Here is a 21,092-nt window from a genome sequence, read left to right on the forward strand (position 1 = left end):
GCGGACCGATCAGAGCATGTCGAGCGGGCGACGCGCCCGTGGACGCGGGAACGCGGTGTCGAGCGCGGCGAGGTCTTCGGTGGAGAGGACCAGATCCGCTGCCGCTCGGTTCTCCTGCACATGCACCACGGTGCCGGCCTTCGGGATGGCGATTACATCGCCGTGGTACATGACCCAGGCGAGGGCGACCTGCGCCGGGGGCGCACCGATCGTCTTCGCCACCTGCGCGAGCGTGCGATCCGCGAGCAGCCGCCCCTGTTCGACCGGGCTATACGCCATGACCGGCATCGCCCGCGCCCGCAGCCACGGCAGAAGATCATGCTCGGGCCCGCGCCGGCCGAGGTTATAGAGGATCTGGTCGGTCGCACAGCCGTCGCCGCCCGCCGCGATCAGCGCTTCCATGTCGTCGGTATCGAGGTTGCTGACACCCCAGTGGCGGATCTTGCCCGCGGTCTTCAACGCCTCCATCGCCTCGATCGTCTCGGCAAGCGGTACCGATCCGCGCCAGTGGAGCAGATACAGGTCGAGTCGATCGGTGCCGAGCCGCTTCAGGCTGGCCTCGCAGGCCGTTGCGAGCCGCGCGCGCGAGGCGTTCTGCGGATAGGCCTTGCTGACAAGGAACAGCGAATCCAGAACCGGTCCGAGCGCCTCTCCGACCAAAGTCTCGGCCGCGCCGTCGCCGTACATTTCGGCGGTGTCGATCAACGTCATGCCAAGCTCGACGCCGGCCCGCAGCGCGGCGATCTCATCCGCGCGGCGGGCGGCGCGCTCGCCCATCGTCCAAGTGCCCTGGCCGAGCGCGGGCACCGTCTCGCCATCCGTCAACGTCACGATTTTCATGTCCGTCAAACGCCAGGCGGACAATTACGCCGCATCAACCCATTCGAAATCGCGCAAATACACGTCAGGCTAGCGGCACCCGGTGGTCAGGCGATCTCTTCGAGTGGCCGTTCGGGCTTGCCGGCGATCGCGCGGAACCGCTTCACGCTCGCCTGTTCGAAGGGTTTCGTCAGGACCGTCGATACGGTTCGGAAGTCGGCGATCGCCTCGGTCGGGGTCAGCGTCAGGAGGATGAACCCCTTGCGATCCTGATCGCAGAAGCGGACTTCGTCGTTCGCGTCGGCGATATGCGCGCCGATCCCGGGCAGGAGCGATCCGTAGGACGGGCTGGTGATCGCCGTCGCGCCGAACTCGACCGCGACCAGGCGACCGGAATCGTCGTGCAGGTCGTTCGCCCACGCCGCATGGCTGTCGCCCGAGAGCACGATCGGCCGCGATTTCGCCCGCCGGAATGCCGCATACAGCCGTTCGCGGGCGGGCGGATAGCCGTCCCAGCTGTCGAAGTTGAACGGCAGGCCGGCGCGGTAGGAGGCGATCCCCGCCGCCAGCCGGTCGCGCCACATCTCCGGCAGTTTCGCCATCGTCGCGGCAAAGCGTTCCGGGCCCATCTGGCGCTCCAGGTCGGGTCCGGCGACCTTGGCCATGACGACCTGGTTGCCGAGCACCTGCCACGGCTTGCCCGTCGCGACCGAACCGGCCATCGTCCGCTCGACCCAGCCGAGCTGTGCCGGCCCGAGCAGTTCGCGATCCGACTGCGCGCGCTCGGCCATCATCGGCGCGTATTCGGCAGGTGCGATCGTGGCACCTTTGCTCGCGACCTGCTTGCTGCGCGCGAGCAGCCGGGTCTCGACCATCACGATCGTCGCGAGATCGCCGAAATCGAAGCTGCGGTTGATCGCCTCCCAGGGCTGGCCAGGTTTGGGATCGCGGATCGGCATCCATTCGAAATAGGCCTGCATCGAGGCGGCCTTGCGCGCCTTCCAGTCGCCTTCGGTGGCCGGATCGTGATTTTCCGCGCCGCCCATCCAGTCGTCGTTGGCGACCTCGTGATCGTCCCACACGCAGATGAAGGCGGCACGGGCGTGCGCGGCCTGCATGTCGGCATCGCGCTTCACCTGCGCATGGCGGGTGCGATAGTCGGCGAGCGACAGGATCTCGTGCGCAGGCTCGACGATCCGGCCGATCTTCTTCGCGACGTCGGCACCGAAGCCCTCGGGGCCGTATTCGTAGATATAGTCGCCGAGATGGAGGACCGCGTCGAGCCGGTCGAGCCTGGCGATCGCGTCATAGGCGTTGAACAGCCCGCCGCCATAAAGCTGGCACGATACCGCGGCGATCACGACGTCCGCGGTGCGGCCCTTGGGCAGCGTGCGGAACCGGCCGGCGGGAGAGCGGCTGGTGCCCGCCGTGAACCAGTAATGATAGTCGCGGCCGGACTGGAGGCCGGTCGCTTCGACCTTGGCGGTGAAGTCGCGCGCGGCGCGGGCCTTGATGCGGCCCGAGCGGATCGACGGACCATCCGCTGTGTCCGCGACGTGCCATTCGAGCGCGATATCGCCGGTGTGGGCCGGATCGGACGGCGTCGCGCGGGTCCACAGGATCGCACCGTCGGCGCCGGGATCGCCGCTCGCCACGCCGTGGACGAACCGGACATCGGCTACCGCTGCGGCCTTGACCGCGGACATCGGCAGACTGGCGGCGCCCGTTCCCAGAAGAGCGAGTGCATCGCGGCGGTTGATCGTCATGGCAGGCACCTCAAGAATGAAGCCGCCTGCTAGCGCCGCTTCGCGACAGCCGCGTGGCAGTGATGTTACGCGATCGTAACGTAAGCGTCACAGGGATTTCATCGCCGTGACGCGGGGGCGTCATCCGGCCAGACTAGGTCGGCGACAACGACACGGGGGACACAATGACACGCATCTTCACGCGGCTCGCGCTTGCGACGCTCGCCACTACCTGCTCGACCATGGCGTTTGCGCAAGCCAGCATGCCGGCCGCGCCTCAGGCCGCTACCCCTGCCGACGACTCTGCCGCCAACGACGAGATCCTCGTCACCGCGCAGAAGCGCGAGCAGCGGATTGCCGACGTTCCCGTCACCGTCACCGCGGTGACGGGGGCCAAGATGGCCTCGATCGGCGTCAATTCGCTGTCGGAAGTCGCCGCCTATATTCCCGGCCTCCAGATCCAGGAGCAGAGCGCGAACAACCCGGGCTTCGTCATCCGCGGCATCACCTCGGACAATGGCTCGTCGCAACAGGGCGCGCGGGTCACGCTGTATTATAACGGCATCGATATCAGCCGGTCGCGTGGTGCGTACCAAGACCTGTTCGACCTCGAGCGGATCGAGGTCGTGAAGGGCCCGCAGGCAACGCTGTTCGGCACTGCCGCTGCGGTCGGCGCGATCAGCCTCGTCTCGGCGAAGCCCGAGCCCGGGTTCTCGGGGGCGATCAACGGCTCGTACGGCAATTTCAACCGCACGCAGGTGTCGGGCTTTCTCAACGCTGGCAACGACGTGCTCGCTGGGCGGATCGCTTTCGGCTACAAATACCGCGACGGCTATGTCCGCAACATCGCCGGCGATGCCAACGTCCCCAACCAGAACCAGGGCGGCGTCGATCAGGACGATCTGAACGGGCAGGACCAGCGCGGCCTTCGCGGCTCGCTGCGCTATCGCCCGAGCGACAGCATCACCGCCGACCTCGTCCTCACCTATGACGGCCAGCGCAACCCCGGCACCGCGTTCAAGAGCCGCGCGCACGCCCCGACCGGCGGCCAGACCGGCGACTATGGCTATGCCGAACTGTCGGGCTCGCCGTACAGCGAGGCCGTCCTCGGCGCGCGCAAGCTCGGCCTGACGCGGAACGTCTACGACGCCAACCTGACGATCACCGCGGACCTGTCGCCGGGGATCACTTTCACCACCGTCAACGGTTATCGCCGGTTCGATTCGAACGAGGTGTTCGACGCGGATGGCGGCCCTGCCGCCTATCTGGAGTTCGCAGAGGACGCGAAGGGCGACCAGTGGAGCCATGAGAGCCGGTTCGCGTTCGAGGGGCCGAAATATCGCGCCTCGGTGGGCTGGAATGCGTTCTTCGAGAACGGCTTCCAGCGGGTGCCGTTCGCGACCGAAGAGGGGACGTACCTCGCCTGCTCGGTCGCCCCTGCCTATGTGAAGATCCGGGACGCCCTGAACGGCGCGGGCCTCCCGACCGGTACGGCGTGCGTCGCGGCCAACCGCACGATCCCCGCCACCCGCGCGACTGGCCTGCTGACAGGAGGACGTGCAACCGCAATACCTTACGCCGCGGAGTTCACGAACTACGGCAACAATGACACTTACTCGATGTTCGCCGACGCGACCTATATCCCGGTGCCGGCGCTCGAACTCACCGCGGGCGCGCGTATCCTGATCGAGGATCGCCAGTCGGGCTATTCCTCGATCCAGCCGAACTCGGTGATCCTGGCCGGTCTGGGCACGCAGACCAGCCTGCTCGGCACCGTCAATATCAACGGTAACAAGTTCGTCGCAGAGAAGAGCTTCACCGCGATCCTGCCGCGCTTCAATGCGCTGCTGAAGCTGAACGATGGCGTCAATCTCTACGCGACGATCAGCAAGGGCCGCCGTTCGCCGGTGGTCCAGCTTGCCGCGCAACGCACTGCATTCGGCGTCGGTCCCAATCTGCAGATCGTGCCCGAGGAGAAGGTCTGGAACTACGAGGGCGGGATCAAGGGAAGCGTCGGACCGTTCAGCGGTGCGGCTTCGGTGTTCTACCAGACCTATGACGGCTTCCAGGTATCGGTGACCAACAACGGCGTCACCACCACGCAGAGCGCAGGATCGGCGAACAATCTCGGCGTCGAGCTGGAAGGTAATCTGAAGATCGCTTCGTATCTATCGGTATTCGGGACATTTGCGTACATCGATGGCGGCATTGGCGACGACGCCGCGAACGGCGTCTTTGCAGGCAACCGCTTCCGTCTCCAGCCCGAGACGACCGCATCGGGTGGCGCCATGCTCCGCCTGCCGGTCGGCAGCGCGATGCTCTATGCCACGCCCAGCGTCAATTATCGCACCAAAGTGTTCTTCGAACTGCCGAACAACCCGGCGATCAGCACGCCGGGCTACACGCTGGTCAACGTCCGCGCCGGCCTCGAGTTCGCGCAGGGCCGCTACAGCGTCGGCGGGTTCGTCCGGAACGCGACCAACAAGCGCTACCTGATCGACGCGGGCAACACCGGCGGGGGCTTCGGCATCCCGACCTACATCGCCGGCGAACCGCGCTTCTACGGCGTCGAGCTGGGCGCCAAATTCTGAAGCCACATTCGATCGCTACCGATTTCTCATCCCCGGGGGGACACCACATGACGTTCGAAACCATCTATACCGACGGCGATATCGACGCCAATCCGACCGCCAATCCGCATCTGAACGACCTGATCGACGTGCGCTATTCGCGCCGCCAGACGCTGCTCGGCGGCATGTCGGCAACAGCTGCGGCAGTGTTCGGCGGGATGCTGCTGACCGGATGCGACGATGATGATGACGGCAATGGCGCAAGCCCGGTCACGGTGACGGCGACCGCCGGCGGCAGCTCGTCCGCCGGCCGCGTCGCGACGCTGACCGGCGCCGCGATCGGGCAGGTGGACAGCGTTAGCTGGACGCAGACCGCCGGTCCCGCGGTAACGCTCGCCGGCGCGACGACCACGGTCGCGACGTTCGTCGTGCCGGGTGCCGCGACGGGCACCGTGCTGAGCTTCTCGTTCACCGCCGTCTCGGCAAGCGGATCGGTCGTCGCAACCACCAGCGTAACGGTCGGTGCGGCCTCGCTCGGGTTCACGGCGGTTGCCAAGAGCCTCGCGGATGTCGTTGCTGTACCTACCGGATATGCCGTGACGGTGCTCTACCGGCTCGGCGATCCGATCGGCAGCGGCGTCGCCGCTTATGCGAACGACGGCACCGACGCGACCTTCTCGAAGCGCGCGGGCGATCATCATGATGGCATGAGCTATTTCGGCCTGTCCGCCAGCGGCACGCCCGATGCGAACGGCAACACGCGTGGGCTGCTCGTGCTCAATCACGAGAACATCACGCAAGGCTATCTGCACCCGAACGGCCCGACCACGACCGGTGGCGTCCGTCCCGAAGCCGAGGCGCTGAAGGAGATGGAATGCCACGGCGTCTCGGTGATCGAGGTCAACCGGACGGCCGCGTGGAGCTATGCCGCCACCTCGTCGTTCAACCGCCGGATCACGCCGCTGACGCCGATGAGCTTTTCCGGCCCGGTGCGCGGTGCCGACAGCCTCAAGACGCGTTACTCCCCGGATGCGACCGCGGGGCGGGGCACGATCAACAATTGCGCCAACGGTACAATGCCTTGGAACACATACCTCACGAACGAAGAGAACTGGGTCGGCTATTTCAAGCGTGAAGTCGGTGACGGGGCGCGGCGCGCAGCCTCCGGTCCGGTCGGCGTGAAGGCCAACACCTCGCTTGCACGCTACGGCAAGAGCGAGAGCAATACCGGGGGCAATTACGGCTGGTCGACCGTCACGCCGGCGGACACGACAAGCACCGCCTATTCGCGCTGGAACATCACCGCACAGGCCGGCGCTCCCGCAGACGGTACCGGCGACTTCCGCAACGAGATCTTCCAATATGGCTGGGTGGTCGAGATCGACCCGTTCGATCCTGCGTCGACGCCGCGCAAGCGGACCGCACTCGGTCGCATGAACCATGAAGGCTGCGAGATCGGCCGGACCATCGCCGGCGTGAGGCCTGCCTTCTATATGGGGGACGATGCGCAGAACGAATATATCTACAAGTTCGTGTCTGAAACGCCGTGGTCGGCGGCCGATGCGACCGCGACCAACCGACTGGCCGTCGGGGACAAATATCTCGACAAGGGCACGCTTTACGTCGCGAAGTTCGCAGCCAATGGCAGTGGGCAATGGCTCCCGCTGACGTATAATGTCGGGCCGCTGACCGCCGCCAATGCCGCTTATCCATTCGCCAGCCAGGTCGACGTGCTGATCAACACGCGGCTCGCGGCGGATGCGCTGGGCGCGACGCGGATGGATCGGCCGGAATGGACCGCGGTGAACCCCGCGACTGGCGAGATGTACTGCACGCTGACCAACAACTCGTCCCGCACCGTGGCCACCGCCGACGCACCGAACCCGCGGGCCTATGTCGATCCGAAGACCACCGGGGGGCAGACGACGGGCAACGCCAATGGGCACATCATCCGCCTGCGCGAGACCGGCGATACATCCGAAGCGCTGACCTTCGCATGGGACATCTACGCGTTCGGTTCGGGCGCCGATCTCGACGCTACCAACATCAACCTGTCCGGTCTGGATGCGACCAACGACTTCTCGTCGCCCGACGGCCTTTGGTTCGGCCTGCCGAGCAACGCCTCGGGCACGGTCGCACCGGTGATGTGGATCGAGACCGACGACGGCGCCTATACCGACGTCACCAACTGCATGCTGCTCGCGTCGGTGCCGGGGATCGTCAACGACGGCGGCACGCGGACCGTCACCAACACGATCGGCGCGACCACGGGAACCGTGGCGACGCGGATCGGCAAGGCGCCGGGTGCGACGCTGCGCCGCTTCCTGGTCGGGCCGAAGGAATGCGAGATCACCGGCATCCACTCGACCCCCGATGGCCGCTCGCTGTTCGTCAACATCCAGCATCCGGGCGAAGGCGGCGGGCCGACCAACATCACCAGCAGCTGGCCGGCGAACCAGGCGGGTGCGGTCGCGACGCCCTCGCGCCCACGCTCGGCGACGATCGTGATCACCAAGACCGACGGCGGCGTCGTCGGGCTCTGACGCGGGGGGAGACCGGGTTCGCCCGGTCTCCAACCCGTCTGGCCGTCCGTGGCTGGCGGCAGGCGGAAGCCGTTCGCGTCGATTGCCTGGCGCGGCTCGTCCCGGAGTCTAGAGCCGGCTACTTGGTCGTGGACGCCACGTGATTTTTCGGGGTTCGATACCGGGAAACCCGATAAAACGGCAATGGTCGGGGCGATAGGATTCGAACCTACGACCCCTGGACCCCGAGACCAGTGCGCTACCAGACTGCGCCACGCCCCGACAACATTGCCGGTGAGCCCACTAGCCGCGACACGGAATCCGATCAAGACAAATATCGGATGGGTTAGCGATCTATCGCGTACGAACTGTCACTGCTAGGAGCGCGCCATGACTCCGCTCGACCGCATCCGCAATTTCTCCATCATCGCCCATATCGACCATGGCAAGTCGACGCTCGCCGACCGGCTGATCCAGGAAACTGGCGGCCTGACCGCGCGCGAAATGTCCGAGCAGGTGCTCGACAACATGGACATCGAGAAGGAACGCGGGATCACGATCAAGGCGCAGACCGTGCGGCTTGCGTATCACGCGAAAGACGGCCTGGATTACGTCCTGAACCTGATGGACACGCCGGGGCATGTCGACTTCGCGTACGAAGTGAGCCGCAGCCTCGCCGCGTGCGAGGGCGCGTTGCTGGTGGTGGACGCCGCGCAGGGCGTCGAGGCGCAGACGCTCGCCAACGTGTACCAGTCGATCGAGCACGACCACGAGATCGTGCCGGTGATCAACAAGATCGATCTGCCCGCGGCCGAGCCCGAGAAGGTCCGTAAGGAGATCGAGGATGTGATCGGCATCGACGCGTCCGAAGCGGTGCTTGCGTCGGCGAAATCGGGGATCGGTATCGTCGAGATCCTAGAGGCGATCGTCACCAAGATCCCGCCGCCCAGCGGCGACCCGGAGGCGCCGTTGAAGGCGATGCTGGTCGACAGCTGGTACGACCCGTATCTCGGCGTCGTCATCCTCGTCCGCGTGATCGACGGCGTCCTGAAGAAGGGGCAGCAGATCAAGTTCATGCAGACCGGCACGATGCACCTGGTCGACCGGGTCGGCTGTTTCCGCCCTAAGATTGAGCAGCTGACCGAACTCGGTACCGGCGAGATGGGCTTCATTACCGCGCAGATCAAAGAGGTTGCGCAGACCCGCGTCGGCGACACTATCACCGATGCGAAGCGGCCTGCGCTCGAAGCTCTCGCGGGCTTCAAGGAAGTCCAGCCGGTGGTGTTCTGCGGGATGTTCCCGGTCGATGCCGCCGAGTTCGAGAAGCTGCGCGAGAGTATCTCGAAGCTGCGGCTCAACGATGCGAGTTTCTCGTTCGAAATGGAAACGTCGGCGGCGCTCGGCTTCGGCTTCCGCTGCGGCTTCCTGGGGCTGCTCCATCTGGAGATCATTCAGGAGCGCCTGACGCGCGAATATGACCTGGACCTGATCACGACGGCGCCCTCCGTCGTCTACGAGATCGAGCTGACCCACCCCGATCCGTCCGGCACGACGCATATCGAGCTGCACAACCCCGCCGACATGCCTGAGCCCAACAAGATCGCGACGATCAGCGAGCCGTGGATCGAGGCGACGATCTACGTTCCCGACGAGTATCTCGGTAGCGTCCTGAAGCTCTGCCAGGATCGCCGCGGGATTCAGAAGAACCTCACTTATGTCGGTGGTCGCGCGCAGGCGACCTACGAACTGCCGCTGAACGAAGTCGTGTTCGATTTCTACGATCGGCTGAAGTCGATGTCGAAGGGCTATGCGAGCTTCGATTATCACCAGATCGGCTACCGCGAGGGTGATCTCGTCAAGATGGGCATCCTCGTCAACGAGGAGCCGGTTGACGCGCTGAGCATGATCGTCCACCGCGGCACCGCCGAGGTGCGCGGTCGCGGTATGGTCGAGCGGTTGAAGGAGCTGATCCCGCGCCATCTGTTCAAGATCCCGATCCAGGCGGCGATCGGCGGCAAGGTGATCGCGCGCGAGACGATCAGCGCGATGCGCAAGGACGTGACCGCCAAATGCTATGGCGGCGACGCGAGCCGCAAGAAGAAGCTTCTGGAAAAGCAGAAGAAGGGCAAGCTAAAGATGCGCGAATACGGCTCGGTCAGCATCCCGCAGGAGGCGTTCATCGCCGCGCTGCGGATGGGTGACGACGCCTAGCGGGCACGGGTCGCGTTATGCCGGGTTGCGCCGTAACCTGACGGGGCATCGACCTTCCCAATCTGCTTCGTTATACCGGATCGGCTTGGCTGCGAACCCTTCCAGCATGGAAGCTTGTTTTCCCGCGAAGGCGGGGACCCAGACTGGGCTCCCGCCTTCGTGGGAGAACAAAAATATGGCAGCGACCGAGTTGGCACGCCTGACAGGCATCGCTGCCAGCAGGTTTCGGGTGGCAGCGGTTCCCAAACCCGATTGTATCGATCTCTCGGGTCCGTGGATGCCGGAACCAGCCCGCCTGACGGACATCGATCGGTCCGTCGATCCAAATGGTATGTCGATCCGTCTAAGCGTTGTTGCGGTGGGTGTCAGGGGGGCAGCGCTTTCGCGGCATGCCCCCCGTCAAGTCACGCGTGGATCAGCTCGACCGCTACTGCCGTCGCCTCGCCGCCGCCGATGCAGAGCGCCGCGACGCCTTTGCTCAGGCCGCGCAGTTTGAGTGCGGCGACCAAGGTGGCGATGATCCGCGCACCGCTGGCGCCGATCGGATGGCCGAGCGCGGTCGCTCCGCCGTTGACGTTCAGTTTCTCGCGCGGGATGCCGAGCTCGCGCATCGCGATCATCGCAACGGTCGCGAACGCCTCGTTCACCTCGAACAGGTCGACGTCCTCGACGCTCCAGCCGGCGCGATCGAGCACTTTCCGGATCGCCGAAACAGGCGCGGTCGTGAACAATGCGGGGGCATGCGCGTGCGCGGCGGTCGCAACGATCCGCGCCTCCTGCGACAGGCCGAGCTTTGTCGCGACGCTGGCGCGCGTCAGCACAAGCGCGGCGGCACCATCGGAGATCGAGGCGGAGGTGGCTGCGGTGATCGTGCCGTCCTTGGCAAAGGCGGGGCGCAGACCGGGGATCTTCTCGGGCCTGGCCTTGCCGGGCTGCTCGTCCTCGCTGACGACGACGTCGCCACCGCGGGTCTTGACGGTGACCGGCACGACCTCGTCGGCAAAGCCGCCGCCGGTGATCGCGGCGCTGGCGCGTGTGAGGCTCTCGATCGCGAACGCGTCTTGGTCCTCGCGGCTGAACTGATAGTCGCGTGCGGTGTCCTCGGCGAACGCGCCCATCGGCTTGCCCTTGTCATAGGCATCCTCGAGGCCGTCGAGCATCATCGAATCGGAGACGACGTCATGGCCGATCCGAGCGCCGGAGCGGTGCTTGGCAAGCAGGAACGGCGCGTTGGTCATGCTCTCCATGCCGCCCGCGATCACGACGTCGACGGTGCCGGCCATCAGTGCCTCGGTCGCCATGATGGTAGCCTGCATGCCCGACCCGCACATCTTGTTGACGGTGGTTGCCTCGACCGAATCGGGCAGGCCGGCACCAAGGGCGGCCTGGCGCGCGGGGGCCTGGCCGAGCCCGGCGGGGAGGACGCAGCCCATGTAGATGCGGTCGATGATCGCGGGATCGACCTTCGAGCGATCGACTGCGGCGCGAACTGCGGTGGCGCCCAGCTCGACCGCGGTGACGCCGGACAGCGCGCCCTGGAATCCGCCCATCGGCGTACGGGCATAGCTGGCGATGATGATGGGATCGTCGGACATCGGTCTTCCTTCGTCGATTCAGGGCGCGGGGGCGATCGCCGCCCGCTGGATACCAGCCCTGCAGGACCGAGGCGGATGCCCGCGGACATCACGCACCGGGTAAGTGGCTGCGAAGTCGAGGTCGGTGCGCGTCATTGCCGTACGATCCGGGCTGCATGCTGAGGCTCTCAGCTGTGCCCGATGCCGTCCTCTGTCAAGAACACGGACGCCCGCCCGGCCCGGAAAACCGGGCCTTGCGGGGTGTCCTTCGTTGCAACCTCTAACGCCCATGCGGGGGTCAGAGCTGCACGTTAACCCCGAACGTCACGGTGCGTCCGATCCGTGTCTCGAACAGCGTGTCCTGGCGGACGCTGTCGCTGTATAGCCGGTTCTGCTGATCGGTCAGATTGGTACCCTCGACGATCAGTTTCACATTGTCGGTGACCGCGAACGAGGCGGAGGCGTCGACAAACAGCGTGCTGTCGTTACCCTGCAGGTCGCTGCCGGGGGAGGCGGGGATGCCGCGGATGAAGCCCGAGCGATAATTGGCGGTGCCGCGGATGCTGAACTTGCTGTCCTCGTAATACAGCGTGCCCGATGCGGTGTCCTTCGACAGGCCGACGAGGTTGGCGGTGGTCGTCACGGTCGGCACGCCGTTCACGCTGGCGAGGATATAGTCGATCCGCGAGGTTACGTGCGTGTAGTTCGCCAGCGCGCCGAAATTCCGGAGGAAGCCCGGCAGGAAGGTGAAGGGCACCTGCGCGTTTACTTCGACCCCCTTCAGCGGACCGCCCGGCGTGTTGAGCGGCTGCGCGATCGTGAACAGTTCGCTCGGCAGCGTGTTGGTGCCGGCCAGCAGCTCGTTGGGCAGACCGAGGTCGCTGAACGGAACCAGCGTGTTGACGTTCTGAACGTACGACTTCAGGTCCTTGTAGAAGAACGCCGCCGACAGCAGTGCGCCGGGGCGGAAATACCATTCGATCGCCGCATCGAAGGTGTTGGCGCGGATCGGGTCGAGCTGCGGGTTCTGGATGCTGCCGTTGCGCGTGATCGCGTTGACGCCGCTGGTGGGGGTCAGCACGCCCAGCTCGGGCCGGGCAAGCACCTTGGCGCCCGAGAAGCGGAACAGCAGGTCGTCAATCGGCTCGATCACCAGGTTCGCGGACGGCAGCCAGTCGCTGTAGCGCTTGGTGGCGGTCGCGAACCGGCCGGTCACGCCGGTCGGCGAGCTCGCCAGCGCGACCGAGATGAACCCCGACGACAGCTGGTCGGTGTGCACGAAGCGGACGCCAGCGTCGCCGCGTACGCCGATCCCGCCGAGCCGGTCGCCGAGATCGAACGCCGCCATCGCATAGGCCGACGACACCTCCTCGAGCACGCGGCTCGACTGCGCGCCGCATTCTGTGCCGCAGTAGCGGACTGCGGTGAGGTTGAACGTGCTGATCAGCTTGTCCGGATCGAGCGATACCCAGCTTGCCGGGGCGCCATCGCCCCACAGATTGCCGACCCCGGTGATCTGGTGCGTGATGCTGGCGAGCGTGGTGCCGGCGGGAAGCGCCTTGGTGATCGTGTCCGCGGTGTACGGAATGACGTTGCGGATCGTGAAGTCGCTGCGGCGATACTGGCCCCCGGCCTTCAGCGTCAGCACGTCGGCGACCTTCCAATGGAGGTTGGTTTCTGCGGTCAGCCCGTTGTTGATGTTGGTCGAGGGGCGCCCCTGGAAATTATAGCCGCCGCGCACCGTGCCGTCGGCCAGCGCGGGCGCATAGTTGAAGCGGGTCGGATCGGCCACGTCGAACCCGAAGCCGAGCTTGGGCGTGCTGCCGCCGTCACGATAGTCGATCGAGAAATTGGGCGTGTCGATCGCATCCATGAAATACTGGAAACGCTGTTTGCCGAACGACTTGGCCTGGTTCAGCCCGACGAGCGTGGTGATGCCGAAGCTGTCGTTGAAATCGTGCTTGATGTTGAGATTGGCCTGCTTGAACGTCGAGGTGAAATCGTCGACTAGCCCCTCGGAGCGGATGTCGACGCCGTCGAACAGCCCGTAGACGAGCCCGCCCTGCGGGGTGAGCACGACGTCCTTGATTGACGTCACCGGCTGGCCGTTGTTCGCCGCCGACCGCCCGAACGAGATCGCCTCGATGTAATTGTCGCGGCGGACGACGTGGAAGCGCGAGTAGAGCAGGTCGAGCGAGATGTCGGTCGCAGCATCGGGCTGGAACTGGAAGCTGAGCGTGCCGCCGAGGCGCTTCTGCTTCTGCTCCGAATTCAGATAGCGCGGGATGCGCGGGAAGAACGCGCCGCTGCCCGCGACATTGGGCAGATCGGGACGACGCGCGGCGAGAACGGTGTTGAACGCCGCCGCCGTGCTGGTGCGCGGCGTGCCGGGATAGCAGTTTGCCGCGTCGGCGCCCTTGCTGCCGATCGCGGGCGTGGCGGGGGCGAAGCCGACCGGCGAGCAGAACAGACCGTTGGTGTTGGCGGAGAGGATGTCGACCGCGGAATAACCGACCTCGCGGATGTCCCGTTCCTGGTAGGCGACCGAGCCGAGGATACCGAACCGCCCGTCGTCGAACTTCTTGGCGACCAGCAGCGATGCGCGCGGGTTCACCTTCTTGGCGAGTTCGCTGTAGACGCCGCGGACGGTGGCGCTGAGCGTGAAATCCTTCTTGCCGGACAGCGACTTGGGTGCGGACAGGTCGACCGTGGCGCCGAGCGAGCCCTCCTCGACATCGGCGGACGGGGTCTTGCGGACCGCGAGCGACGAGAAGATCTCGGTCGGGAAGACGTTGAAATCGAAACTGCGACCGTTGTTGCCGCCGCCATAGATGTCCGACGATCCGGTCTGCGACGTGCCTTCCATGCCGTTGATGCGAACGCGGGTGAACGCCGCGCCGAGCCCGCGCACCGAGATGTTGCGGCCCTCGCCACCGTCACCGCGGGCAAGCGCAACGCCGGGAATGCGTTGCATCGATTCGGCCAGGTTGGAATCGGGAAACTTGCCGATATCCTCGGCGACGATGCTGTCGATCGCCGCAGTCTCGTTGCGCTTCTGGTTGATCGCGGTGCTGAGCGACGCGCGGAAACCGGTGACGACGATATCGGGCGCGAGCGCATCGTCGGTCTGCGGGGCCGGGGAGGGGGCCGTCTCGGGGGGCGGGGAGGAGGCTGGGGCATCTTGCGCGAAGGCGGGACTTGCGAGCCCTGCCAGCATGCCCGCCAGAGCGAGCGCGAGCGGCGATACGCCGCGTCGGATATGAGCGTGATGACGTGAATGGTGCATTCCGGTCCTCCCCTTTGGTGTAGAACCGCTCTATGGCGTTTTCCACATTGTAAGATGAGTCGCCACATAGCATAGTTGTGTCGCTGGCGTATCGGCTTTTCTCGTTCGCATGGTGGGATCATCTCCAAATTGTGCAGAACGCCGGAAATTTCACCGGCTGGATGCAGTCGGCGTTTGACGCGAACCTTCCCATCAGATAATTGCCTGTCTCATAAAATGAGAATTATGCCCGGTTGAGCGGGGTGACGAGGAGGGTCGAGAGTGCCGATTACGTCTTTGCCGAAAATCAAGCATGTCCGCGCGTTTACGGTTCGCGGCGGCGGGGCGGATTATCACGACCAGGGTGCCGGCCACTGGATCGACGATCATATCGCGACGCCGATGAGCCGCTATCCCGAGTACCGCCAGTCGCGACAGAGCTTCGGCATCAACGTGCTGGGCACGCTGGTCGTCGAGATCGAGGCGGAGGATGGTACGGTCGGCTTCGCGGTCACCACCGGTGGCGAGCCCGCGGCGTTCATCGTCGAGAAGCACCTCGCGCGTTTCCTCGAAGGGCGATCGCCGACCGAATACGAGAAAATCTGGGACCAGATGTACTTCTCGACGCAATATTACGGCCGCAAGGGGCTGGTCGTGAACGCCATTTCCGGCGTCGATCTCGCGCTGTGGGACCTGCTCGGCAAGCTGCGACAGGAGCCGGTCTATCACCTGCTCGGCGGTGCAGTGCGCGACGAACTGCAATTCTACGCTACCGGTGCGCGGCCCGACGTCGCCAAGGAGCTGGGCTTCATCGGTGGCAAGATGCCGCTTCACCACGGCCCCGCCGAGGGCGCCGAGGGCATGAAGAAGAACATCGCGATGATCGCCGACATGCGCGAGAAATGCGGGCCCGATTTCTGGCTGATGCTCGATTGCTGGATGGCGCTCGACGTCGACTACGCCACCCGCCTCGCGATCGCCGCGCACGAACACGGCCTGAAGTGGATCGAGGAAGCGATCAGCCCCGACGACTACTGGGGCTATGCCGAACTGAAGCGCAACGTGCCGAAGGGCATGCTGGTCACCACCGGCGAGCACGAGGCGACGCGCTGGGGCTTCCGCATGCTGCTCGAGATGGACTGCTGCGACATCATCCAGCCCGACGTCGGCTGGTGCGGCGGCGTGACCGAGTTGCTCAAGATCAGCGCGCTGGCCGATGCGCACGGCAAGATGGTCGTGCCGCACGGGTCATCGGTCTACAGCTATCACTTCGTCATCACGCGCCACAATTCGCCGTTCGCCGAGTTCCTGATGATGCATCCGGGACCGACCGAGGTGGTGCCGATGTTCCACCCGCAATTGCTCGGCGAGCCCGTGCCGCAGAACGGCCGGATGAAGGCGAGCGCGCTCGATGCGCCGGGGTTCGGCGTCAGGCTCAATCCCGAGATCGTGATGCACCGCCCCTACACGCATTGATCCAGTCTCTCTCTTCGCCATTCTCTTTTCCGAAAGCCTCCTCATGAAACTCTGCCGCTACGGCCAACCCGGCCAGGAAAAGCCCGGCATCGTCGATGCCGACGGCGCGATCCGCGACCTGTCCGGCATGATCGACGACCTTACCGTCGATACGCTGGCGCAGGCGCTCGCGGCTGATCCTGCGTCGCTCCCGGTCGTCGAGCGAACGCCGCGCTACGGCGTGCCGATCAAGGGCATTGGCAAGATCGTCGCGATCGGCCTCAACTACCGCGACCACGCGATCGAATCCGGCCTGCCGATCCCGACCGAACCGATGATGTTCATGAAGCCGCTGTCCAGTCTCAGCGGCCCGAATGACGACGTCGTATTGCCGCGCGGTTCGACGCATGGCGACTGGGAGGTCGAGCTCGGCGTGATCCTCGGCAAGACGTGCCGCTATGTCTCCGAGGACGAGGCGCTTGACAAGGTTGCGGGCTATGTGCTGGCCAACGACGTGTCGGAGCGTTTCAACCAGAAGCAGCGCGGGTCGCAGTGGAGCAAGGGCAAGGGGCATGATACCTTCTGTCCGGTCGGCCCGTGGCTGGTGACGCCCGACGAGATCGGCGATGCGCAAGACCTCGACATGCATCTCGACGTCAACGGCACGCGGATGCAGACCGGCAACACCAGGACGATGATCTTCGACCTGAAGCAGCTCATTTCGTACGTCAGCGAATACATCACGCTGTATCCGGGCGATCTGCTGATCACCGGCACGCCGCCGGGCGTGGGCGAGGGCAAGAAGCCGGAGTCGATCTACCTGAAGGCCGGCGACGTGATGGAACTCGGCATCGCCGGGCTCGGCACGCAGCGTCAGTCGGTCGTCGAATGGCGCCATCTGGGTGAGGGTTCGATCGCATGACGATCTATGGGGGGCGGTTTGCCGGTCGCTGCGCGATCGTCACTGGCGGCGCGTCGGGGCTCGGCAAGGATGTCGCCAAGCGGATCGTCGCGGAGGGCGGCAGCGTCGTGCTGTGGGATCTCGACGCCGCCAAGCTCGCGGTGGCGAAGGACGAGGTCGGTGCGGTGCACGTCGTCGCGCTCGACGTGTCCGACGTCGATGCGGTCGTCGCGGCGGCAGAGGAAAGCGCGGGCGTGCTCGGCAAGGTCGACATCCTGATCTGCTCGGCAGGCATCACCGGGGCGACCGCGCCGGTCCACGAATACCCGCTCGACAGCTGGAAGCGCGTCGTCGACATCAATCTGAACGGGCTGTTCTATTGCTGCCGGACGGTCGTGCCGCTGATGCTGGCGAATGGGTATGGGCGGATCGTCAACGTGTCGTCGGTGGCGGGCAAGGAAGGCAACCCGAATGCGTCGGCCTATTCGGCGACCAAGGCGGCGGTGATCGGGCTGACCAAGTCGCTCGGCAAGGAACTCGCGGGCAAGGGCATCATCGCCAACGCGCTGACCCCGGCGACGTTCGAAAGCCCGATCCTGGAGCAGCTTCCGGCGAGCCAGGTCGAATATATGCGCTCGAAGATCCCGATGGGGCGGCTGGGCGAAATCCCGGAATCGACCGCGATGGTGTGCTTCATGGCGTCGGAGGAGTGCAGTTTCACGACGGCGTCGACGTTCGACACGTCGGGGGGACGGACGACGTTCTAGGGGGGTGTTTTGTATCCTCCCCCGCCGGGGGAGATGGCTGGCTCTTGCCAGACGGAGGGGGAGGAAAGGGAGAACCGCTGTTCCGCATCCTCCCCCTCCGTCGCCTTCGGCGCCACCTCCCCCTGGCGGGGGAGGATCGTTCGGACGGTAATCCCCCTTCCTCAGCCAAAGCCGCCCGGTACGAGGCGGCATGGCGATCATATCCCAGGAGAGAAGGCGATGATCCCGTTCGTAGATGCGCACATCCATCTGTGGGACCTGAACCACATCCGCTATCCGTGGCTGTCGCCGCCATTCGCCGATGACGGCCCCAACGGCAGCGTCGAGCCGATCGCGCGCGACTTCGGAATCGCCGAGTACCGTGCAGCGCTCGCGCGGTGGAATGTCGTCGGCGCGGTGCATATCGATGCGGGCGCGGACCCGGTGCAGGCACTCGACGAGACGCGCTGGCTGGAGGGGATCGCCGCCGAGCACGGCTTGCCCAACGCGATCGTCGCGTACGCACCGCTGGACGATCCCGACGTCGACACGCATCTCGCCGCGCAGATCGCGTTCCCGCACGTCCGCGGCATCCGCCAGATCGTCAACTGGCACGCCGATCCGGCCCGCAGCTACACGTCGCGCGACCTCACCCAGGACGCCCAGTGGCAGGTCGGCTACGCATTGCTCGGCAAGCACGGCCTGTCGTTCGACCTGCAATGCTATCCCGCGCAGATGCTGGGCCTCGCGTCGCTGATCGCGCGCCATCCCGAAACGCCAGTCATCATCAATCACCTCGGCATGCCCGTGCTCTCCAATCCCGATGGCATCGCCGAATGGCGCGACGGTCTGCGTGCGCTCGCCGCGCTGCCGCATGTCGCGATCAAGCTGTCGGGGCTTGGCTTCATCGCTCGCGACTGGACCTTCGAAAGCGTGCGGCCCTTCCTGCTCGAAGCGATTGACCTGTTCGGCACCGATCGCTGTCTGTTCGCCAGCGACGCGCCGACCGACACGCTGTTCGCACCGATCGATCGCTATCTCGAAACCTACCACGCGCTGGTCGCCGATTTCTCCGAAGGCGAACGTCGCGCGCTGTTCGGGGGTAATGCGAACCGGATCTACCGGCTGGGTCTCGACCTGTGAACCCGCTGCTCGGGGTGTTGTATCACTGGCTCGGCGGGCTCGCGTCGGCCAGCTTCTACGTGCCCTATCGCGGGGTGAAGCGCTGGTCGTGGGAGATTTACTGGCTGACCGGCGGCGTCGTGTCGTGGCTGGTCGCGCCGTGGTTCTTCGCGAGCCTGCAAACGCACGACCTGCTCGGCGTGCTCGGTCGCGCGCCGTCCAGCGCGTTCTGGTGGCCGATGGTGTTCGGCGTGCTCTGGGGCTTCGGCGGGCTCGGCTACGGGCTCGTCATGCGCTATCTCGGGCTGTCGCTCGGCATGGCGGTGGTCCTCGGACTGTGCACGGTGTTCGGGACGCTGATCCCGCCCGCGTTCACCGGCGAGTTCCACGAAAAGCTGCTTGCGACCACCTCCGGCAACATCGTCCTCACCGGCATCGGCCTGACGCTGGCCGGCATCGTCGTCGTCGCGATCGCCGGCGCGATGAAGGACGCGCTGCTGACGCCCGAGCAGAAGCTGGCGGTCGTCGCCGAGTTCGATTTCCGCAAGGGCATCGTCGTCGCGATCGGCGCCGGGATCATGTCCGCGTGCTTCGCGTTCGGGCTGGCTGCGGGCGAACCGATCAAGGCGCTGTCGGCAAGCGCGGGCACCGGGCCGCTCTGGACTGGGCTTCCCGTGTTGTGCCTGATCATGGCGGGAGGGCTCGTCACCAACGGCGCGTGGTGCGCGTGGTTGATCGTCAGGAACCGCAGCGCCGCGCAGTGGATCGGCCGCACCACCGACGGCGACCGCCCGCCGCTGATGCGCAACTACGCGCTCAGTGCGCTCGCCGGCGTCACCTGGTATTTCCAGTTCTTCTTCTACACGATGGGGGAGAGCCAGATGGGCCGCCTGGGCTTCTCGAGCTGGACGCTGCACATGGCGAGCATCATCATCTTCGGCACGCTGTGGGGCTTTGCGTTCCGCGAGTGGAAGGACGCCGGTGCGTGGATCAAGGCGGTGGTCTGGGCCGGCGTCGCGCTGCTGCTGATCGCGACCGTGGTGATCGGCTATGGCAACAGCATCGCGGTGGAGACAGTGGCATGACCCGGATCGCACATCTGATCGCCGTCGGTCTGCTCGCCCTCGCGGGTGCGGCGCCGGCAACCCCGCCGCCGGCTTTCGACGCACCTTTGGTGATGACCGCGATGCACCTCCACGATCCGTGGATCGTCGCCGACAAGTCCAGCCGCACCTATTACCTCTTCACCCGCAACGAAGTCGCGATGACCGGCGACACGCGGCTGGGGACGATGATGTATGCGAGCCGCGACCTGAGGCACTGGACCCGGCCCAAGCTCGTGTTCGTGTTGCCCGGCGACGTCTGGGCGAAGGCGGGAAGCTGGGCGCCTGAAGTGCACCGCTGGAAGAACCGGTGGTATCTCTTCGCGACGTTCCACGATCCCGCGTCGCCGCTGACGCCCAATGGCAAGCGCGCGACCTATCGTCGTGGCACCGTCCTCGCGGTCGCGGACAAGATCGACGGGCCCTATGCGCTGGTCCGGAACGGCGAGCCGATCGTGTCGAAGGACCGGATGACGCTCGACGGCACGCTGTACGTCGATCCGAAGGGCAAGCCGTGGCTCGTCTATGCGCATGAATGGTGGCAGACGACGATCGGCACTATGGACGCGGTGCCGCTGAACGACGACCTCTCCGCGGCGGGCTCGGCGAAGCGGCTTTTCGCTGCGAACGAGGCCGCGTGGGTGGTGGGCCAGGAACAGCCCGATGGCGACACGGTCTACGTCACCGATGGCCCCGAACTGTATCGCAGCAAGACGGGCGCGCTGCTGATGCTGTGGTCGAGCTATGGCAAGAAGGGCTATGTCGAGGGGCAGGCGCGGTCGCGATCGGGTGGCATCGAAGGTCCTTGGGAGCAACTCGGCCCGCTCGTCGAACGGGACAGCGGCCACGGCATGCTGTTCCACGCGTTCGACGGCCGGCTGATGATGATCCTCCATCGGCCGTTCAATTTCGCGCTCGGCAAGCTGTACGAGATGCGCGACGAGGGCGATCGGCTGGCGGTGGTGCGCGAGGCGACCGAACTCGATGGCGAGGCGTATCCGACGCATCCCTGCACGCCGGGGCACTCGTCGTTCGACAATGCGAAACCGGGGTGCTGAC

13 protein-coding genes and 1 tRNA gene are annotated in these 21,092 nt (G+C 65.7%); 9 read left to right on the forward strand and 5 right to left on the reverse strand.

Annotated features, from left to right (window positions below; all coding sequences use genetic code 11):
• Positions 1–9: 9 nt before the first annotated feature.
• Both VH567_RS09825 and VH567_RS09830 read right to left on the reverse strand, forming a co-directional pair.
• Positions 10–840: an aldo/keto reductase gene (locus VH567_RS09825; RefSeq protein WP_423325555.1), complete on the reverse strand. Its 831-nt coding sequence runs from the start codon at positions 838–840 to the stop codon at positions 10–12.
• An 86-nt stretch (positions 841–926) separates the two neighbouring features.
• Positions 927–2,585: an alkaline phosphatase D family protein gene (locus tag VH567_RS09830; protein ID WP_423325557.1), complete on the reverse strand. Its 1,659-nt coding sequence runs from the start codon at positions 2,583–2,585 to the stop codon at positions 927–929.
• 164 nt (positions 2,586–2,749) lie between these two features.
• Here VH567_RS09830 and VH567_RS09835 point away from each other — a divergent pair, with 164 nt between their 5' ends.
• Together VH567_RS09835 and VH567_RS09840 are read left to right on the forward strand one after the other, a co-directional pair.
• The gene (locus VH567_RS09835; RefSeq protein WP_423325559.1) at positions 2,750–5,155 is read left to right on the forward strand and encodes a TonB-dependent receptor; all 2,406 of its coding nucleotides are present in this window, start codon (positions 2,750–2,752) and stop codon (positions 5,153–5,155) included.
• Between the two features lie 47 nt (positions 5,156–5,202).
• Positions 5,203–7,677, forward strand: a complete 2,475-nt coding sequence (locus VH567_RS09840; RefSeq protein ID WP_423325561.1) for an alkaline phosphatase PhoX — start codon at positions 5,203–5,205, stop codon at positions 7,675–7,677.
• A 184-nt stretch (positions 7,678–7,861) separates the two neighbouring features.
• Here VH567_RS09840 and VH567_RS09845 read toward each other — a convergent pair.
• A tRNA-Pro gene (locus VH567_RS09845) sits at positions 7,862–7,938 on the reverse strand.
• 108 nt (positions 7,939–8,046) lie between these two features.
• Between VH567_RS09845 and lepA the strand changes: the two genes are divergently transcribed.
• The gene (lepA, locus tag VH567_RS09850) at positions 8,047–9,867 is read left to right on the forward strand and encodes a translation elongation factor 4 (RefSeq protein ID WP_056049136.1); all 1,821 of its coding nucleotides are present in this window, start codon (positions 8,047–8,049) and stop codon (positions 9,865–9,867) included.
• Positions 9,868–10,271: 404 nt separating this feature from the next.
• Here lepA and VH567_RS09855 read toward each other — a convergent pair whose 3' ends face one another.
• Positions 10,272–11,462, reverse strand: a complete 1,191-nt coding sequence (locus VH567_RS09855) for an acetyl-CoA C-acyltransferase (RefSeq protein ID WP_423325564.1) — start codon at positions 11,460–11,462, stop codon at positions 10,272–10,274.
• Between the two features lie 277 nt (positions 11,463–11,739).
• Entirely contained in the window at positions 11,740–14,727 is a 2,988-nt protein-coding gene (locus VH567_RS09860; RefSeq protein ID WP_423325566.1) for a TonB-dependent receptor, read from the reverse strand.
• Between the two features lie 261 nt (positions 14,728–14,988).
• On the opposite strand from VH567_RS09860, the gene rhmD reads away from it, so the two are divergent.
• The 6 genes from rhmD to VH567_RS09890 all read left to right on the forward strand — a co-directional run bounded on the left by rhmD (position 14,989) and on the right by VH567_RS09890 (position 21,091).
• Positions 14,989–16,182 (forward strand): L-rhamnonate dehydratase, encoded by a 1,194-nt coding sequence (gene rhmD, locus VH567_RS09865; RefSeq protein ID WP_423325568.1) that lies wholly within the window; start codon positions 14,989–14,991, stop codon positions 16,180–16,182.
• Between the two features lie 43 nt (positions 16,183–16,225).
• Entirely contained in the window at positions 16,226–17,083 is an 858-nt protein-coding gene (locus VH567_RS09870; protein ID WP_423325570.1) for a fumarylacetoacetate hydrolase family protein, read from the forward strand.
• Complete coding sequence (locus VH567_RS09875; protein ID WP_423325572.1) at positions 17,080–17,829, forward strand: SDR family NAD(P)-dependent oxidoreductase; 750 nt, start codon at positions 17,080–17,082, stop codon at positions 17,827–17,829. Before VH567_RS09870 ends, VH567_RS09875 begins: the two co-directional genes overlap by 4 nt.
• Positions 17,830–18,048: 219 nt before the next feature.
• Positions 18,049–18,951, forward strand: a complete 903-nt coding sequence (locus VH567_RS09880) for an amidohydrolase family protein (RefSeq protein ID WP_423325574.1) — start codon at positions 18,049–18,051, stop codon at positions 18,949–18,951.
• Entirely contained in the window at positions 18,948–20,015 is a 1,068-nt protein-coding gene (gene rhaT, locus VH567_RS09885; protein WP_423325576.1) for an L-rhamnose/proton symporter RhaT, read from the forward strand. The genes VH567_RS09880 and rhaT overlap by 4 nt, the downstream gene beginning before the upstream one ends.
• Positions 20,012–21,091: a glycoside hydrolase family 43 protein gene (locus tag VH567_RS09890; protein WP_423325578.1), complete on the forward strand. Its 1,080-nt coding sequence runs from the start codon at positions 20,012–20,014 to the stop codon at positions 21,089–21,091. The genes rhaT and VH567_RS09890 overlap by 4 nt, the downstream gene beginning before the upstream one ends.
• The last annotated feature ends 1 nt before the right edge of the window (position 21,092 follow it).

The sequence above is a fragment of the Sphingomonas sp. 4RDLI-65 genome (genome assembly GCF_049472435.1).
In the GTDB taxonomy this organism is placed as follows: Bacteria; Pseudomonadota; Alphaproteobacteria; order Sphingomonadales; family Sphingomonadaceae; genus Sphingomonas.